Annotated in this window: 16 protein-coding genes; 3 read left to right on the top strand and 13 right to left on the bottom strand. The window is 72.9% G+C overall.

Annotation, left to right across the window (positions count from 1 at the left end; translation table 11 throughout):
- Positions 1-209: 209 nt before the first annotated feature.
- The 12 genes from WME73_RS20915 to WME73_RS20860 all read right to left on the bottom strand — a co-directional run bounded on the left by WME73_RS20915 (position 210) and on the right by WME73_RS20860 (position 10,835).
- Positions 210-860, bottom strand: coding sequence for a hypothetical protein (locus WME73_RS20915; RefSeq protein WP_437747175.1), 651 nt, complete (start codon positions 858-860; stop codon positions 210-212).
- A 114-nt stretch (positions 861-974) separates the two neighbouring features.
- Positions 975-1,688, bottom strand: coding sequence for a hypothetical protein (locus tag WME73_RS20910; RefSeq protein WP_437747174.1), 714 nt, complete (start codon positions 1,686-1,688; stop codon positions 975-977).
- Positions 1,689-1,760: 72 nt separating this feature from the next.
- Positions 1,761-3,134 (bottom strand): 3-deoxy-7-phosphoheptulonate synthase class II, encoded by a 1,374-nt coding sequence (locus WME73_RS20905; protein ID WP_437747173.1) that lies wholly within the window; start codon positions 3,132-3,134, stop codon positions 1,761-1,763.
- A 192-nt stretch (positions 3,135-3,326) separates the two neighbouring features.
- On the bottom strand, positions 3,327-4,310 hold the full coding sequence (locus WME73_RS20900; protein WP_437916865.1) for a hypothetical protein: 984 nt from the start codon (positions 4,308-4,310) through the stop codon (positions 3,327-3,329).
- A gap of 67 nt (positions 4,311-4,377) precedes the next feature.
- On the bottom strand, positions 4,378-6,072 hold the full coding sequence (locus tag WME73_RS20895; RefSeq protein WP_437747171.1) for a serine/threonine-protein kinase: 1,695 nt from the start codon (positions 6,070-6,072) through the stop codon (positions 4,378-4,380).
- Between the two features lie 317 nt (positions 6,073-6,389).
- The gene (locus WME73_RS20890) at positions 6,390-6,560 is read right to left on the bottom strand and encodes a hypothetical protein (protein ID WP_012236312.1); all 171 of its coding nucleotides are present in this window, start codon (positions 6,558-6,560) and stop codon (positions 6,390-6,392) included.
- Positions 6,561-6,766: 206 nt separating this feature from the next.
- Positions 6,767-7,585, bottom strand: coding sequence for an RNA polymerase sigma factor (locus WME73_RS20885; RefSeq protein WP_437916864.1), 819 nt, complete (start codon positions 7,583-7,585; stop codon positions 6,767-6,769).
- Positions 7,582-7,959 carry a hypothetical protein gene (locus WME73_RS20880; RefSeq protein ID WP_437916863.1) on the bottom strand — a complete coding sequence of 126 codons (378 nt, stop codon included), beginning with the start codon at positions 7,957-7,959 and terminating at the stop codon, positions 7,582-7,584. The genes WME73_RS20885 and WME73_RS20880 overlap by 4 nt, the downstream gene beginning before the upstream one ends.
- 217 nt (positions 7,960-8,176) lie before the next feature.
- Complete coding sequence (locus tag WME73_RS20875) at positions 8,177-8,494, bottom strand: PEGA domain-containing protein (RefSeq protein ID WP_437747168.1); 318 nt, start codon at positions 8,492-8,494, stop codon at positions 8,177-8,179.
- Between the two features lie 2 nt (positions 8,495-8,496).
- Positions 8,497-10,071 carry a glutamine-hydrolyzing GMP synthase gene (gene guaA / locus WME73_RS20870; RefSeq protein ID WP_437747167.1) on the bottom strand — a complete coding sequence of 525 codons (1,575 nt, stop codon included), beginning with the start codon at positions 10,069-10,071 and terminating at the stop codon, positions 8,497-8,499.
- A gap of 69 nt (positions 10,072-10,140) precedes the next feature.
- Positions 10,141-10,449 (bottom strand): hypothetical protein, encoded by a 309-nt coding sequence (locus tag WME73_RS20865; protein ID WP_437747166.1) that lies wholly within the window; start codon positions 10,447-10,449, stop codon positions 10,141-10,143.
- Entirely contained in the window at positions 10,446-10,835 is a 390-nt protein-coding gene (locus WME73_RS20860; RefSeq protein WP_437747165.1) for a hypothetical protein, read from the bottom strand. The genes WME73_RS20865 and WME73_RS20860 overlap by 4 nt, the downstream gene beginning before the upstream one ends.
- A gap of 70 nt (positions 10,836-10,905) precedes the next feature.
- On the opposite strand from WME73_RS20860, the gene WME73_RS20855 reads away from it, so the two are divergent.
- The 3 genes from WME73_RS20855 to WME73_RS20845 are packed head-to-tail and all read left to right on the top strand — an operon-like array spanning position 10,906 to position 13,580.
- On the top strand, positions 10,906-12,186 hold the full coding sequence (locus WME73_RS20855; RefSeq protein WP_437747164.1) for a glutamate-5-semialdehyde dehydrogenase: 1,281 nt from the start codon (positions 10,906-10,908) through the stop codon (positions 12,184-12,186).
- 55 nt (positions 12,187-12,241) lie between these two features.
- Positions 12,242-13,135 carry a ribosome silencing factor gene (gene rsfS / locus WME73_RS20850; protein ID WP_437916862.1) on the top strand — a complete coding sequence of 298 codons (894 nt, stop codon included), beginning with the start codon at positions 12,242-12,244 and terminating at the stop codon, positions 13,133-13,135.
- A 7-nt stretch (positions 13,136-13,142) separates the two neighbouring features.
- Positions 13,143-13,580, top strand: a complete 438-nt coding sequence (locus WME73_RS20845) for a 23S rRNA (pseudouridine(1915)-N(3))-methyltransferase RlmH (protein WP_012236304.1) — start codon at positions 13,143-13,145, stop codon at positions 13,578-13,580.
- Between the two features lie 111 nt (positions 13,581-13,691).
- Here WME73_RS20845 and WME73_RS20840 read toward each other — a convergent pair whose 3' ends face one another.
- Positions 13,692-14,645: an SDR family oxidoreductase gene (locus WME73_RS20840; protein ID WP_437747162.1), complete on the bottom strand. Its 954-nt coding sequence runs from the start codon at positions 14,643-14,645 to the stop codon at positions 13,692-13,694.
- Positions 14,646-14,716: the final 71 nt, after the last annotated feature.

Here is a 14,716-nt window from a genome sequence, read left to right as displayed (position 1 = left end):
AGCCTCGCCGGCGCGCTCAGCGGCGCGTCAGGCCGAGGCTCGTCGATGCAATGGGGTGCATGGCGGGCCTCCTTCGCCGCGTAGGGTGCACGAGCGAGGGCCGCGGCGCAAGGCGCGCCCCGGCAGCGCTCCCGGCGGGGGCGCGAGCCGCGCGCGCCCGCTCGTGGCCGGCGCGCGGCCGGCGGCCCGCGCCCGGCACACCGAGGGGACTACGTGGCCTGGCGGTACGTCGGCTCGGCGCACTGGCGCTCGGCGACCCTCGCGATATAGCGGAGCATCTGACGCGAGAAGCGCGTCATGAGCGGCGCTGTCAGGGCGTCCAGGAGGAACAGCCGCCGCCTCGTCCGCGTGTCGGTCGCGCGGATCCGTACCTCGTACGAGAGCATCGTCCGACGCTGGCCGTAGGCCGTCACCACGTAGCCCCCGACCGCCTTGATGTGCCCGGGGCAATCGAACGCGATGAACTCGGCGGGAGTCCGCCTCGTGAACAGGCTCTCTGTGTTCAGCAGGCGCTCGATTGTGCCGATGGCGATCTCGGAGCCCTCCCGCTCTGCCAGCTTGATCTCGCCGTAGTCCTCGACGTTCTGGAGCGTCATCCGCGCGCGCGCGGGCAGCGGCGCGAGGCGGAGCCTGCTCCGGGCGCGGCGCAGCTTGGCCAGGTGGAGCGCGATGACCGCGCGCATCAGGAGAGAGCGGCTCTTCGCGAGATCCGCCCTCTTCAGCGTGGCGTACGTCACCTCCGGCGTCGCCATCACCACGATCTTGTGGGTCACGACGATGTCGGCCTCCGGCAGGAAATATTCAAGCAGCGTGGGGCAAGCCCCGGAGCGCTGCTGGCCCTGGGGCGAGGCGCCCGTCATGGCCTGTCCCTCTCCCTGCCGGAACTCACCCTGTTCTCTCGATATGGTCTGCATGGCGAACTACCCCCTGCGGTGATCCATTGGGGTAGTCTCGACGGATCGCCAGTGATCGCGCTACGTGGCCTGCTGGCGATGATGATGCGCCGGCGCCGCGCACTGGTACTTGGCGACCCTGGCGACGACGCGGAGCATCCGGCGCATGACGAGCCTCCCGAGCGGCGCCGTCAGCGCGTCCAGGAGGAACAGCCGCCGCCTCGTCCGCGTGTCGGTCGCGCGGATGCGGGTCTCGTAGGCGAGCAGCGTCCGGCGCTGTCCGTAGGGCATCACGACGAAGCTCGCCGCCTCCTTGAAGTGACCCGGGCAGTCGAACGACTTGAACTCGGCGGCGGTCCGCCTCGTGAACAGGCTCTCGACGCTGAACAGGCGCGCGATCGAGCCGATGACGACCTCGGAGCCCTCCTTTTCGGCAAGCTTGGACTGGCCGTAATCCTCGATGTTCTGGAGCGACATCCGCACGCGCGCCGGGAGCGGCGCGAGGCGGAGCCTGCGCCGGGCGCGCCGCACGGCGGCCAGGCGGAGCGCGAAGACCGCGCGCAGGAGGAGAGAGCGGCTCCTCGCGAAATCCACCCTCTTCAGCGTGGCGTACGTCACCTCCGGTGGCGCCATCACCACGATCGCGTGGTTCATGACGATATCGGCCTCAGGCAGGAAATGTTCGAGCAGCGTGGGGCTGGCGCCGGAGCGCTGCGGGCACTCGTGCGAGGCATCCGTCGCGGCTTGCTCTCCGCCCTGTCGGCTCTCACCCTGTTCCGTCGAGATGGTCTGCATGGCGAACTACCCCCTGCGGGTGTTCATTGGGCAGTCTCGACGGAACGCCAGCAGGAGACTCCTGCCCTCGACTCAGCCCTTCGCGCGCCGGGAGGCCTCCGCCATGCGGTGGGCGATGCGGAACGCCATCTCGAGCGACTGGCGGTAATTCAGCCTCGGGTCGCACAGGCTGGCGTAGCGCTGGTCGAGATCGGACTCCGTGAGCCCCGCCCCGACGCACTCGGTGACATCGTCACCCGTGAGCTCGAAGTGGACGCCGCCGAGGTGGGATCCCATGGATTCATGCACCTCGAAGCTCGCCTCGATCTCGGTGAGGATATCCTCGAAATTCCGTGTCTTGATCCCGCTGGACGTCGTCTGGGTATTGCCGTGCATCGGATCGGACATCCAGAGCACCTTGCGCCCCGCGGACCGCACCGCCTCGATGAGCGGCGGGAGCCCGTCGCGCACGCGGCCCGCGCCCATGCGCACGATGAGCACGATCTTGCCCGGCTCGTCCGCCGGGTTGAGCCGGTCGAGGAGGCGGATCACGTCGTCGCGGAGCGTCTTCGGGCCGAGCTTGATGCCCAGCGGGTTCTCCACGCCGCTGAAGAACTCGACGTGGGCGCCGTCCGGCTGCCGCGTGCGCTCGCCGATCCAGGGCAGGTGGGTCGTCAGATCGTAGAAGCCAGGCCGGCGCGCGACCTTCCGCGTCTGCGCGGACTCGTAGTGCAGGTGGAGCCCTTCATGGCTCGTGAAGAACTCGACCCGCGAGAGCTCCCCGACCGGCACCTCCGCGAGCGCCTCCATGAACCGAAGGGCCTCCCCGACCTGCTCCGTCATCCGCTGGTATCGCTCGCGCAGCTCCCCGGGCAGGTCCGCCCGCTCGAGGAAGCTCAGGTCCCAGTACTCCGGGTGGTGCAGATCGGCGAAGCCGCCCTCCGACAGGGAACGGATGAAATTCAGGGTGATCGCCGCGTGCTGGTATCCCGCGATCATCAGGTTTGGATCGGGGCGCCGGGCGGTGGCGTCGAAGGGAGCGCGATTGATGAGATCCCCGAAATAGCTGGGCAAGCTCACGCCGTCGCGCGTCTCGACCGGGCTGGAGCGCGGCTTGGCGTACTGCCCGGCAAAGCGCCCGAGGCGCACCACCGGCCGGCGGGCGCCGTGCACCAGCACGAGCGACATCTGGAGCAGGATCTTGAGCTTGTTCGTGACGATGTTCGGGCGGCAGTCGTCGAGCGTCTCCGCGCAGTCTCCCCCCTGGAGCACGAACCGGCGGCCGAGCTGCGCTTCGGCCAGATAGCCTTTGAGTCGCTCGACCTCCCACGAGGTCACGAGCGGCGGCAGCGCCCGGAGCTTTTCGACGGCCACCTGGACGGCGTCGGGATCGTCATAGGGGAGCGGCGCAGCGTTGAACCGTTCACGCCATGAGTCCGGCGACCAGGGTTGAGCAGGAACGTACATGAGTTGAGCCCTACTATGGCAAGGCTCCCACCTGCGCAACCCTCGGTCAACGTCATCGATTCGAGCGTGAGACGATGGGCTCGCAGGCGCGGTCATCGGCTCGCAGGCGCGGTCATCGGCTCGCAGGCGCGGTCATCGGCTCGCAGGCGCGGTCATCGGCTCGCAGGCGCGGTCATCGGCTCGCAGGCGCGGTCATCGGCTCGCAGGCGCGTCGGCCGCCCGGGGCGCTGGCCCGGTGCGCGTCTCGATCGCCTGGATCGCCGCCTTGATCTCTCCCGCGATCGAGGCGCACGCCGCCGCGCACCGGCTCATGCCCAGGAAGCCGCACCCCTTGCCCTTGCTGGTGACGAGCGGCGCGAGGACATCGACGGCGCGCCGATCGCCATCGGTCGTCGCGCGCGCCAGCAAGGCCTGCCTCGCCTTGCAGGAGGGCGCGCTCCGGAGCTCGTGGGCGATGCGCAGCGCGGGCGTCGCCCGCCCCAGGACCGCGGCCTCCGCGAGCCGCTTCGCGGCGCGCTCCTTCAGCGCGGAGCTGCCCACCGCGAGCTCGTAGAGCAGATCCGCCCCGTGGCTCCCCATGCCGGTCGCCATCAGGTCGAGCGCAGCCGAGGCCGCCTCGGGCGGTCCGGCGGCGGCGCTCGAGACGATGCGCTTCACGTCGTCGTCGGCCGCCGCCCCCGGATCGAGCTCCAGCAGCCGCTTCGCCGCGGCGAGCGCGGCGGCATGATAAGGCGGCGGGAGCGCGTGGCGCAGCATCAGCGCGCGGAAGATCACCGGATCCTTCGGGTAGCGCGAGGCGAGCGCCTCCAGCGCGAGCACGCCGCCCGCGGTCGCTGTGGCGAGCTCGTCGGCGGGGACAGCATCGGAAGGTCGCGGCGCGACCGGACGCCGGAGGCCGGAGCTCGACGGCGGCGCGCGCTCTGCGAGCGAGGCCGCCTCGAGCCGGGAGAGCGAGACGCCGTCGCGCAGCAGCGCCGCGGTGAACACGACGGCGACGAGCGCAGCCGCGCCCGTGACGAGCCAGAGCGCCGCGGGCGGCGTCCGCGCCAGCAGGGAGGCGCGCGAGCCCGAGGCGTTGCCGCCTGCGCCGAGCACGGTGGTTGTTCCCGCCTGTGTGCCCGGTCTGCCGGGGGTGCTGGCCTGGCGGGCGCTCGTCCCAGATGCCTGCGCTGGCATGGCCTGCTCCCCTAACACACGCCCGGACAGCGGCCCATGGCCCGCGTCCGGCGGCCCGGCCGCGGGCTCATCGCCGCTGTCCTCGCCACTGGAACAGGGCGGCAGCGCCCGCGGCGAGCACGCTGATGAGGAAGAGCAGCGCGTCCCAGACCGGCCATGCGATGCCGATGGCGCGCTGCAGGAGCACGGCCTCCACGAGCCGCACGAGCAGCGACGCGGCCCCGTAGGCCACGAGGGCGAGCACGACGGGCGTCGTGAGCCGCGGCGCGAGCGCGCTCATCCGGGCGTCGTCCCGCCAGACACGCCGAAAGACATAGAAGCCGCCGAGAAGCCCGACGCCGAACAGGGCGCACAGGATCCCGAGCGTGAGCAGGGTGGCGCCCTGGCCCGACAGCGCGGCGGCGTCGCCGCGCGCCGCGCGCGCGAAGCCGGCGAGGCAGCTGACGAGGCCCGCGCCGAGCCACCCAAGGCCGAGGCTCACCGCGAGGAAGACCATCTGCCGCGTCAGGTACGCCTCGGACGACGCCGAGCCGGGCAGGCCGAAGGCGTGCGAGAGCGCGTAAGGCCGCCCGAGCACGACGGACGCGCGCGCGAGCGACGCGCGAGCGCTGGGCGGCCCGGGCGCGGCCGCTTCCTCGTAGGGCGCGAGCTCGCTTGCGAGCTCGCCCATCGAGGCGTGGCGGTCCTCTCTCTGCTTCGCCATGGCGCGCTGGACGACGGCCTCCAGGCCCGGCGGGATGTCCGGGTTGAGCGATCGCGGCGGCGGCGGCTCCTCCGTCATGACCGCGAGGAGCACTGCCGTCGGGTCGCTGCGCTCGAAGGGGCGCTGCCCGGTGAGCGCGTGGTAGAGGACCGCCCCCACCGCGTAGATGTCGGCCCGAGGGTCGATCTCGTCCCCCTTCGCCTGCTCCGGCGCCATGTACGCCGGCGTTCCGAGCACCATGCCGGTCCTCGTGAGCGTGGACGGCGCGGAGGTCTTCGAGATGCCGAAATCGAGGACCTTCACGGTCGGACACGCGGGGTCGCCCGTGAGGAAGATGTTCTCCGGCTTGATGTCCCGGTGCACGATGCCCGCGGCGTGCGCGGCCGCGATGCCGTCGCACACCTCGCGCGCGATCCGCACCGCGGCGCCGGCCGACAGCCGCCCTCCCGACCCTGCGAGGAGCTCGTCGAGGCCCTTGCCATCCAGGTACTCGGCGATGATGCACGGCCGGCCGTCGCTCAGCCGGTTCACGTCGAAGATCTCGACGATGTGCGGGCTCCGGATCGACGCTGCGGCTTCGGCCTCGCGCTGGAACCGCGCGAGGACGGTGGGCTGCTGGGCGAGCTCGGGGTGGAGCGTCTTCAGCGCGAACCGCTTGCCCGGGATGCGGGTGTGGTGCGTCTCGTAGACGCGGCCCATGCCGCCTTCGCCGAGCAGGCGGATGACGTGGTACGCGCCCGCCACCGTGGTGCCGACGAGCGGGTCCGCCTCCGCCGGCTGCCCGTCCGCCGCGCTCTCCGCGCTCCCCGTGGGAGGAGCGGGTGGACGGACCGTGTCGGCGGTCGCGTCGTGCGCAGCCGCCGCTGCGAGCCCCTTGGGGAGCGCAGCGGGGCGGACCGTCTCGGCGGCCAGCTCGTGCGCCGCCGCGCCCGACGCGGAGGGAGGGGGCGGCGGAGGGCGAACCGTCTCCGCGGTCGTAGAGGTGACCGCAGCGGCGGCGGCCGCGGCCTGCGCTCCGCGCACGGCGGCAAGCGCGGCCTGCCGCTCCGTGTCGCTCATGACGCGGGTGGGTCCGTCGCCTTCCTCGCCCCCTGCAGAGCGAGACGAAGGCACGGCAGGAGTGCCCGAGCGACCGGGCGAAAAGCTCGAATCCGACACGCTCAGGGCCTCGCTCCCATGGATCCGGGTCGAACCTCACCAGAGGTGAGGTTCGACGAGTCGTCGCCAACGCGCGGGCGAACACCGCGAGGCGACGCTACCACGGATCGCGCCGCGCGAGGGCGCCGACCTGCGGAACCGCGATCGGCACGTGATGTCGAGGTATTCGCGCGGCCGGGCTGGCAAGTGTCGCGCGGTGCGTAACGGTGGTCAGCCGGTCAGCTCGCGGGCTGCTCGACCTGGACGGGCTTCTGCTTGGCAGCCTTGCGCTGCTCCGCATCGAGCAGGCCGATCCGCGCCTTCTGGCAGCGCTTCAGGCGCTTCTTCTTGAGCGGGGTGGCGAGCCATTCGTGACGCAGACGGACATTCCACTTCGGAGTATTGGCCATGATCGTAGGACTTTCTCTGCGAGGGCGGCGGAGACTACACAAACGTGCGGGGGCGTCAAGCTGTCAGTGGGGTCGCCCGCTTCGTATTCTTCGCCTCGTCTTACCGTCTCGTCTGCCGTCGCTTGGTCGCGTGGGTGTGTGCGGCGCCGTGCGTGTTGCGTTCTGTCCCTATCGTCCGTGCATTGGTGGCGCTGGCTCGCTGGTCCTTACCACGGCGCCGGCGGGGCGGTCCTGGCAATGGCAGCGCGCTCGTCGATCCGCTGCTGGAGGCGGCGCCAGAGCGCGCGTGCAGCGGGCGCGTGGACGGGCGGGAACGCGCGCACGGTGTGGAGCATGGTCGCGGCGCTCGTGTGGAGGGGGCGCTCCGACGCGGTGAGGGCGCACAGGGCGCTGCGGCGCTCGGCCGACTGACGCGCGACGGCGGCGCGGAAGTCCTCGCGGGCGAGGCGCAGGCGGGAGCGGACCGTGTTCTCGTTGAGCGAGAGCTCGCCGGCGATGTCGGCCACCGCGACGCCGAGGAGATCGTACATGACGAGGATCACGCGCCGCTCGGGCGCGATCTTCAGCAGCAGCGCCGTCACGATCTCGGCGCGGTCCGCGCCCGCGAGCGACTGCTCGGGCGTCGGCGCCGGGGCGCGCTCGTCGAACGGCCAGGACACGCCGGCCCCGGAGGGGATCTCGCGACGCCGGTGAGCGCGCGCGTGGTAGTGGCTCGTCTTTCTCCATGCGATGCCGAACAGCCATCGATGCAGCGCCGCCTCGGGCGTGATGCGAAGGGGCGGCGGTCCTGCCGCGGCGAGCCCGCCCGCAGGGGCCGCGTGGAAGCGCCATGGCTCGTAGCTCGCCAGGCCCCGATAGGCCGCGAGGAAGACCTCCTGGAGCATGTCGTCCAGATCGTTCACCGAGACACCCAGCCAGCGGAGCGCGTGATGAAGGAACGGCAAGCCCACGGCATAGACCGTCTCGAACGACGGGCGCGCCGGCGCGGACGGCGGCGCGGACGGCGAGGAACGCGGCGGCGTCATCCGGAGCCTCGTGGCGCCGGGAGCTCCGCGCCGGCGCAGGTGGGGTAGGGGCGCGGCGCAGGTCGTCCGGATGGCACATCGAACGCCGGCGGCGGCCGGAGCCAGCGCTCGACCGGCTCGAGCTCGACGAGCATGTCCAGGGAGGTCCGGAGAGAGAGGCGAAAGTCGTCGTCCTCGGCGGCTCGAGCGCTGTGGAATGCGACATAAAACAGCACGGTGCCCAGCTGCATCGCCCGCGGATCTCCCCGGCGTTGCAGGAAGCGATCGGCGAGATCGCACAGGGCGTGAAACAGGCGGCCTCCCGGACGACAGCTCTCGGGGCCGCACACCTCGAGGGTGGCGCACCGGCGGGCGCGCCGAGCTGATTTGTTCATGGAAGGCGCGCGCGTCTTCGTCACGCGCGCCTTCGGACTGCTCCGATTCGGCATGATTCGGTCCCCCGTAAAGTGGAGATCGGGATGGATGCCGCGTGCATCCACCACATGGATTACGGAGACCGCGTGGAGATGATTTCGTCCTGTGCTCTCGCGCGTGCGCCCCGGTGAGGGTGCGGCTGCGCCAGGGCCGGCCGGTGCCAGCCCCGCGAGGTCGTCAATCCGGCACGGGCGTGAGCTGCACCTGGAGGTGGATCGGCGGAGCGCCGCTCCTGGCCTCGACAAGGCGGTCCCAGGCGAAGTAGCCGGCCTTCTCCACGGTGATCCGGTGCGCGCCGGGCGGCAGCGCGACGCCGTGGGCGGCGACGTAAGCGAGCGCGCCGATGTACTGGTCGTCGATGGTGACCGACGCGTCGGGCACGTTCCCCTTCACCCGCAGCGAGACCGTCGCCGGAGCCCGCGCGACGCACGCCGACAGCCCGAGCATCAGGAGCGCCGCCGTGGCGCGCATCCGCTTCGCGCTCGCGCTGGCCATCGTCACTCCCATTCGATCGTCGAGGGCGGCTTCGAGGACACGTCGAGCACCACGCGGTTCACGCCGCGCACCTCGTTGATGATGCGCGAGCTCACCCGGGCGATGAGGTCGTAGGGCAGCCGCGCCCAGTCGGCCGTCATCCCGTCGGTCGAGTGCACCGCGCGGAGCGCGATCGCCTCGTCGTAGGTGCGCTCGTCGCCCATCACGCCCACGGAGCGCACAGGGAGGAGCACGCAGAAGCTCTGCCAGAGCGACTCGTAGAGCCCGGCGGCGCGGATCTCCTGGTCGAAGATGGCGTCGGCCTCCCTGAGCACGCGGAGCTTCTCCGGCGTCACCTCGCCGAGGCACCGCACCGCGAGCCCCGGGCCGGGGAACGGCTGGCGGTACAGGATGTCCCGCGGCATGCCGAGCGCCTCGCCGGCGGCCCGCACCTCGTCCTTGAAGAGCTCCCGCAGGGGCTCGATCAGGCCGAGGTTCATCCGCTCGGGCAGGCCGCCGACGTTGTGGTGGCTCTTGATGACGGCGCTCGGCCCCTTGAACGAGACGCTCTCGATCACGTCGGGGTAGAGCGTGCCCTGGACGAGCCACTTCGCGCCATGGACCCGCTTCGCCTCCTCCTCGAACACCTCGATGAAGAGGCGGCCGATCACCTTGCGCTTCTGCTCGGGATCCACGACGCCGCGCAGCCCCTCGAGGAACCGCGCCGACGCGTCGACGGCGTCGAGGTTCATGTGGAAGTGGCCGCGGAAGGTCCGCTCGACGCTCTCCGCCTCCCCCTCACGAAGCAAGCCGTTGTCGACGAAGATGCACGTCAGCCGGTCGCCGAGGGCGCGCTGGCAGAGCACGGCGGCGACCGACGAGTCGACCCCGCCCGAGAGGCCCAGGATGACGCGGTCGCTCGGCCCGGCCTTCTCGCGGACCGCGGCGATCGCCTCCTCCACGAACGACGCGGGCGTCCAGGTCGGTGACAGGCCGGCGACGTCGAACAGGAAGGACTGGAGGATCTCCTTGCCGCGCGGCGTGTGGACGACCTCGGGGTGGAACTGGAGGCCGTAGAGCTTGTCGCGCTCGCGGGCGACGGCGCAGAGCGGGCTGCCGGTCGTGGTGCCGAGCGACACGAACCCCTCCGGCATCGCGGTGAGCCGATCGCCGTGGCTCATCCAGACGTCGATGGCGTCGCCCTCGGCGAAGCGCGAGAAGATGCCCGTCGGGCGCTCGACGCGCACCGCCGCGGGGCCGTACTCGCCCCCCGTGTGCGCGCGCTCGACCTTGCCGCCGAGGTGATACGCCATGAGCTGGAGCCCGTAGCAGATGCCGAGCGTCGGGACGCCGAGCTCCAGCACCTCCCGGGAACAGCGAGGCGCGTTGTCTCCGTACACGCTGGCGGGGCCGCCCGAGAGGATGAGCGCCCGCGGGGCGAGCCGGCGCAGCTCGGCGATGGGCACGTCGAAGCGGTGGATCTCGCAGTAGACGCCAGACTCGCGCACGCGCCGGGCGATGAGCTGCGTGTACTGAGAGCCGAAATCGAGGATGACGACGAAGTCCCGCCGGGGTGAGAGCATGGCTGCCGCTAGCATGGCGGGGCTGGATCCGCCAGAGTCGCGCGGCCGAGGCGCTCGCCGCACGCCCGCTCGCGGCGCACGGCGCTACGGCTGCGTGGGCGGCGGCGGCGGCGTCGTGGGCGGCGGCTGCGTGGACGCGGGCGGCGCGCCCGGCGACGGGGCGAGCAGCGGCGCGCCCGGCGTCGCGTCGGTCGCATCCGTCGCACCCGGCTCGTCCGACGGCGCTGCCGGCGCGTCGCCGACGCCGCCGTCGTACACGCGCGGGCGCTCGTACTCGGGCGGCGGACCGGGCGGGAGCGGCTTCGGCGCGGCGGAGGAGCACGCCGCGGCGAGGTGCGCGGCGAGGATCGCGGCGAGCGCGGCGATCGGCGAGGCGTGGCGGGCGCGTGTCATAGCTCCACTCCGCTCCCCCCGGTGTTCCCGGGAGGAGCACGATACGGCGGTATTTCGGGAGGGCCGGCCGGATCGGGCGGGACCTGGAGCCCCTCCGGATCGGCGAACGGCAAGGAGGGGACGGAGGGGGCCGCCGGCGGCGCCTCGAGCGGCGCCCCCAGCGCGCCCGGCGCCGCGAGGGGGATGCCGGTGCTCGCCGTGGCGGGCGCGTCCGCGCCTGCGTCCGATCCGCGGCACGCCGGCGCGATCACGGCGAGGAGCGCCCCCGCGAGGAGCGCCGCGCCGCGCCGCGGGCGGGCAGCGGCGCTCCTCGTGGGGGCGCGGCGGGCGTCTCGGGAGCGGGGTGCGAACGACGCCTGGCTCGAGCTTCGGAGATCGCCGGACACGGCGGGTACGCTAGCATGGACGCGCAGGAGAACGGTTGGCCCGCGCAGGGAGGCGAGCTAGGTTCCCGCTGTGGAACAGAGCAACATCGATCTAGAGGGCACGCTTCGCGCGCTCTGCCAGCGCGCCCGGACGGCTGCTCGCGCCCTCGCCCCGCTGGACAGGGCCCAGAAGGACCGCGCGCTGCGCGCCATCGCCGAGCGGCTGCGCGCCGAGGCCGGCGAGGGCAAGCGCTCCGCGGTGCTGGCCGCGAACGCCGAGGACGTGGCCGCGGCGCGCGCCGCCGGCGTGTCCGAGGCGCTCGTCGACCGGCTCGTGCTCGACGAGGCGCGGCTCGTGGCGATCGCCGGCGCGGTGCTCGAGGTCGCCGCCGCCAGCGACCCGGTCGGGCAAGTCGTCGGGATGGAGCGGCGGCCGAACGGGCTCCTCGTCGGGCAGGTGCGCGTCCCGCTCGGCGTGATCGCGATGATCTACGAGTCGCGCCCCAACGTGACGGTCGACGCCGCGGTGCTCTGCCTGAAGAGCGGCAACGCCGCGATCCTCCGGGGCGGCAAGGAGGCGGCGCGCTCGAACGCGGCCCTCGGCGAGCTGATCTCGGACGCGCTGCGCTCGGTCGGGCTGCCGGCCGACGCCGTGCAGATGGTCCCCTCGCTCGACCGCGAGGCCACGCGGATCCTGCTCGGCCTGACCGGCATGATCGATCTGGCCATCCCGCGCGGCGGCGAGGGGCTCATCCGGTTCGTGGCCGAGAACGCGCGCGTCCCCGTGATCCAGCACTACAAGGGCGTGAACCACCTCTACGCCGACGCCGGCTGCGACGTCGAGATGGCCTGCCGCCTCGTCGAGAACGGCAAGCTCCAGCGCCCCGGCGTCTGCAACGCGCTGGAGTGCCTGCTCGTCCACGAGAGCGTCGCGGCGCCGCTGCTCGGGCGCGTGGCCGCCCTCTCGGAGCGCGGGCTCGAGCTGCGCGGCGACGCCGCCACCTGCGCGCTCGTGCCGTCGGCGCGCAAGGCCGCGGAGGACGACTACGGGCGGGAGTTCCTCGCGCCCGTGCTCGCGGTCCGGGTCGTGAGGTCGCTCGACGAGGCGATCGAGCACATCGGCCGCTACGGCTCGATGCACACCGAGGTGATCTGCACGCCCCGCTACGACCACGCGCAGCGGTTTCTGCGCGAGGTCGACGCGAGCTGCGTGCTCGTGAACGCGTCGTCCCGGTTCAACGACGGCGGCGAGCTCGGCCTCGGCGCGGAGATCGGCATCTCCACGACGAAGCTCCACGCCTACGGCCCGATGGGGCTCGCGAGCCTGACGACGCTCAAGTGGATCGCGTACGGCGAGGGCCAGACCCGCTGACGCGGGCGAGACGAGTGGCGCCCGTCATCGACGGGCGCAAGAAAGCGAGAGAACGTTGGCGAGCAAGAAGGACGCAGGCGAGGGGAGCGGCAAGCCGCGGGCGAAGTCGAGGTCGAAGGCGAGCGAGGGCGCGGAGCCGCGCGCGCCGGCGCGGAAGAAGGCGACCACGGCCAAGGCGGGCGCGGCCGGTCGAGCGTCGTCCGCGGCGAAGCCGAAGCGGCCGGCGTCGCCCCGGATCCGCGCCTCCCACGCGGGCGTCGGCGAGCCCGGCGCGAAGAAGGTGGTCCGCGCGCGCCGCGCGGGCGGCGAGGCGGAGCCGCTGGAGCGCGCGGCGCGGCCGATCCCGGCGGATCGGCCGGCTCCGAGGGCGCGGCGTCCGGCGCGCGACGACGGCGACGCGCCGGCCCCGCGCGCCGCGCGGGGCGGCGGCGAGGGCGGCGCGAAGGCGGTGCTGCCGCTCGCGGGGCGGTCGCCCGCGCGGAGCAAGTCGCCGCTCGCGGGCCCGAAGCGCGCCGGCTCGCGCCGGAGCACGCCGCCGCCCGTCCCCGAGCCTTCGGCCCCCGCGCGCGAGCTCGCGCTGACGCTGGCCGCGGCGGGGCTCGACAAGAAGGCGATCGGCGTCGAGATCCTGGAGGTCGTGGGGCGCGTCGACTACGCGGACTACCTCGTGATCATGACCGGCCGCTCGGACAGGCACGTCCACGCGATCGCGACGGGGCTGGAGGAGGCGGTGCGCAAGCAGAAGCTCGCGCCGCTCTCGATGGAGGGCCTCGCCGCGGCGACCTGGGTGCTCATCGATTTCGGCGACGTGGTGGTGCACGTGTTCCAGGAGGATACGCGCCGCCTCTACGACATCGAGGGGCTCTGGATCGACGCGGGGCGCGTCCCGGTCCCGGAGGAGAGCCTGCCGCCGGGGGCGCAGCCCGCCCCGCGGTTCGATCCGAGCTGAGCGCGCCGTGCGACTCGTCGTCGCCGCCGTCGGGCGCGTGAAGGACAAGCCGCTGCGCGCGGCGATGGACGAGTACCTCGGCCGCATCCGCCGCTACGTGGCGTGCGACGAGATCGAGATCCAGGACGGCCCGCCGGCGAAGGTCGGGCCGCTCCTTGCGCGCGCGTCGGCGGGGGCGAGCGTCATCGCCATGGAGGTGGGCGGCAAGGCGCTCGGCAGCGAGGCGTTCGCGGCCGGCGTCGAGCGCTGGGGCTCGCGCGGCAAGGGGGTGGTCGCGTTCCTGATCGGGGGTGCGGACGGTCTGCCGCCCGACGTGTCCGCCGCGGCGGACGACCGGTGGAGCCTGTCGCCGCTCACGTTCCCGCACCGCCTCGCGCGGCTCGTGCTGATCGAGCAGCTCTACCGCGCGATGACCCTGCTTCGCGGCGAGCCCTACGCCCACTGAGACGGCCGCGCCGGCCCCTGCGGCCGCCGCCCGACGCGGCGGCCGATGCCCGACGCTGCGGTCGATGCCCAGCGTGGCGGCCGCTGCTCGAGGCGGCGGCCGCCGCGCCGTTCACTCCTTGGGCCAGTCGGGGCACGCGAGCTCCATCGGACCGTTGAACCAGCTGGCATAGGCGGCCTCGCCGGCCCTGTTGTACCTGCCGAGGGTCCGCTCGAAGTACTCGCCCCAGTGCGGCTTCCGCCCATCGGCGTCGGTGAAGCCATACTCCCTCGCGAGATCCCACGAGCTGAACACGCGGCCGGACTTCGTCGCGACGTGCGGATCGGCGGCGAGCGCCGCGACCGCGCGGCCGACGTAGAACGGCGTCTCCGATTCGATGAAGTGCGGGTCCTTCTCGGCGGCGTCTCGCCAGTTCGCCTCCGTGACGCCGAAGTGGTCGAGCATGGCCTCCGAGCGCAGGAAGCCGGGCGTCACCGCGAGCGCCGTCATGGCGGGGTGGCGGCGCAGCTCCCAGGCCATGGCGAAGGCCAGGCGGATGACCGACATCTTTGCCAGGTCGTAGAAGAGGTTGCCGCGGTAGCCGAAGTGGTCGCCGTCGGTGATCTCGACGATGAGGCCGCGATCGCGCTCGAGCATGAGCGGCACCGCGTGGCGGCTCGTGATGATGTGCGAGGTGACGGCCCGCTCGAGCAGGAGCTTCCCGCTGGGCAGGGAGAGCTTCCAGAACGGCTGGCCGAACTCGGTGAGCTCATCGCCGCCCCACACATCGTTGACCAGGACGTCGAGCCTCCCTTGCTCCTGCCGGATCCGGGCGCAGAGCGCCTCGACCTGCTCCTCGACGGTGTGGTCGACCTGCGCGGCGACGCCGCGCCCTCCTCCCGCGGCCACGAGCTCGGCCGTCTCCTCGATGGTCTCGGGGCGCTGGCCCGTGGCGGGCCGACCCCGGACGCTGCGTCCTGTGCAATAGACCGTGGCGCCGGCCTCGCCGAGCGAGCACGCGATGGCGCGCCCCGCGCCGCGCGTGGCTCCGGCGACGAGGGCGATCTGTCCTTCGAGCGGTCTCATACGGTGTCTCCTCCTTGGGGACCGGCGGCTCGGCGGGCGCGCGGGCTCCTGCGGCGCGCGCCCTTGCATTC

The sequence above is a fragment of the Sorangium sp. So ce302 genome, assembly GCF_051530145.1.
GTDB lineage: Bacteria > Myxococcota_A > Polyangia > Polyangiales > Polyangiaceae > Sorangium > Sorangium cellulosum_B.
Note: the sequence above shows the minus strand (reverse complement) of the source record. Positions and strands in the feature narration are given on the sequence as shown.

What these genes read in the sequence shown, in the direction of transcription:
- WME73_RS20915 (WP_437747175.1), bottom strand. Translation starts at nt 860, where the DNA reads ATGACGGGCGCCTCGCCCCAGGGCCAGCAGCGCTCCGGGGCTTGCCCC.
- WME73_RS20910 (WP_437747174.1), bottom strand. Translation starts at nt 1,688, where the DNA reads ATGCAGACCATCTCGACGGAACAGGGTGAGAGCCGACAGGGCGGAGAG.
- WME73_RS20905 (WP_437747173.1), bottom strand. Translation starts at nt 3,134, where the DNA reads ATGTACGTTCCTGCTCAACCCTGGTCGCCGGACTCATGGCGTGAACGG.
- WME73_RS20900 (WP_437916865.1), bottom strand. Translation starts at nt 4,310, where the DNA reads ATGCCAGCGCAGGCATCTGGGACGAGCGCCCGCCAGGCCAGCACCCCC.
- WME73_RS20895 (WP_437747171.1), bottom strand. Translation starts at nt 6,072, where the DNA reads ATGAGCGACACGGAGCGGCAGGCCGCGCTTGCCGCCGTGCGCGGAGCG.
- WME73_RS20890 (WP_012236312.1), bottom strand. Translation starts at nt 6,560, where the DNA reads ATGGCCAATACTCCGAAGTGGAATGTCCGTCTGCGTCACGAATGGCTC.
- WME73_RS20885 (WP_437916864.1), bottom strand. Translation starts at nt 7,585, where the DNA reads ATGACGCCGCCGCGTTCCTCGCCGTCCGCGCCGCCGTCCGCGCCGGCG.
- WME73_RS20880 (WP_437916863.1), bottom strand. Translation starts at nt 7,959, where the DNA reads ATGAACAAATCAGCTCGGCGCGCCCGCCGGTGCGCCACCCTCGAGGTG.
- WME73_RS20875 (WP_437747168.1), bottom strand. Translation starts at nt 8,494, where the DNA reads ATGGCCAGCGCGAGCGCGAAGCGGATGCGCGCCACGGCGGCGCTCCTG.
- guaA (WP_437747167.1), bottom strand. Translation starts at nt 10,071, where the DNA reads ATGCTAGCGGCAGCCATGCTCTCACCCCGGCGGGACTTCGTCGTCATC.
- WME73_RS20865 (WP_437747166.1), bottom strand. Translation starts at nt 10,449, where the DNA reads ATGACACGCGCCCGCCACGCCTCGCCGATCGCCGCGCTCGCCGCGATC.
- WME73_RS20840 (WP_437747162.1), bottom strand. Translation starts at nt 14,645, where the DNA reads ATGAGACCGCTCGAAGGACAGATCGCCCTCGTCGCCGGAGCCACGCGC.